Origin of the sequence: Myxococcus sp. AM009 (assembly GCF_013372605.1) — a bacterium.
GTDB classification, from domain to species: Bacteria; Myxococcota; Myxococcia; order Myxococcales; family Myxococcaceae; genus Myxococcus; species Myxococcus vastator.
In genome coordinates this window covers 1-395 of record NZ_JABXEP010000527.1, presented here as the reverse complement: position 1 = coordinate 395, position 395 = coordinate 1, and the positions used below count along the sequence as shown (strand labels likewise).

Here is a 395-nt window from a genome sequence, read left to right as displayed (position 1 = left end):
CAACGCCTCCAACTCTTCCGCTGCGATACTGCCTCTCGCCACCGTCTCTCTCCCGGTCCGCTCCAATGGGCCGAGGACGGTACCGGGGGGCATCAGGGCCCTTCACGCACGTCTGCCGGAAGGACACGGAGGACTTCGCCACGCTGAAGGCCGTAACCGTCCGGTGGACGTCGTGCCGGGAGGCTTGATGGCGGACGAGGACCGTGCTCGGCGAGCGCCTCGACGAGCGAGAGCTGTTCAGTGACTGAGCTGGAGGGGCGAATCGGGAGGGTCGGCGGCGCGTCGCCGCTTCCACTCGTGGGGTAGCAGCTCACCGATGCGCGAGTTGGGGTGTGTCTGCACGCGCAGCAGGACGTCCGCGAGATACGTCTCGGGGTTGACGCCGTTGGCCTCGC

At 68.1% G+C, this 395-nt stretch carries 1 protein-coding gene; it reads right to left on the bottom strand.

All coding sequences use genetic code 11. The annotated features are described in order from the left end of the window. Nucleotides 1-237: 237 nt before the first annotated feature. Nucleotides 238-395: transposase domain-containing protein (locus HV824_RS36725; protein ID WP_176425380.1), on the bottom strand; the 158-nt coding region annotated here is incomplete at its 5' end.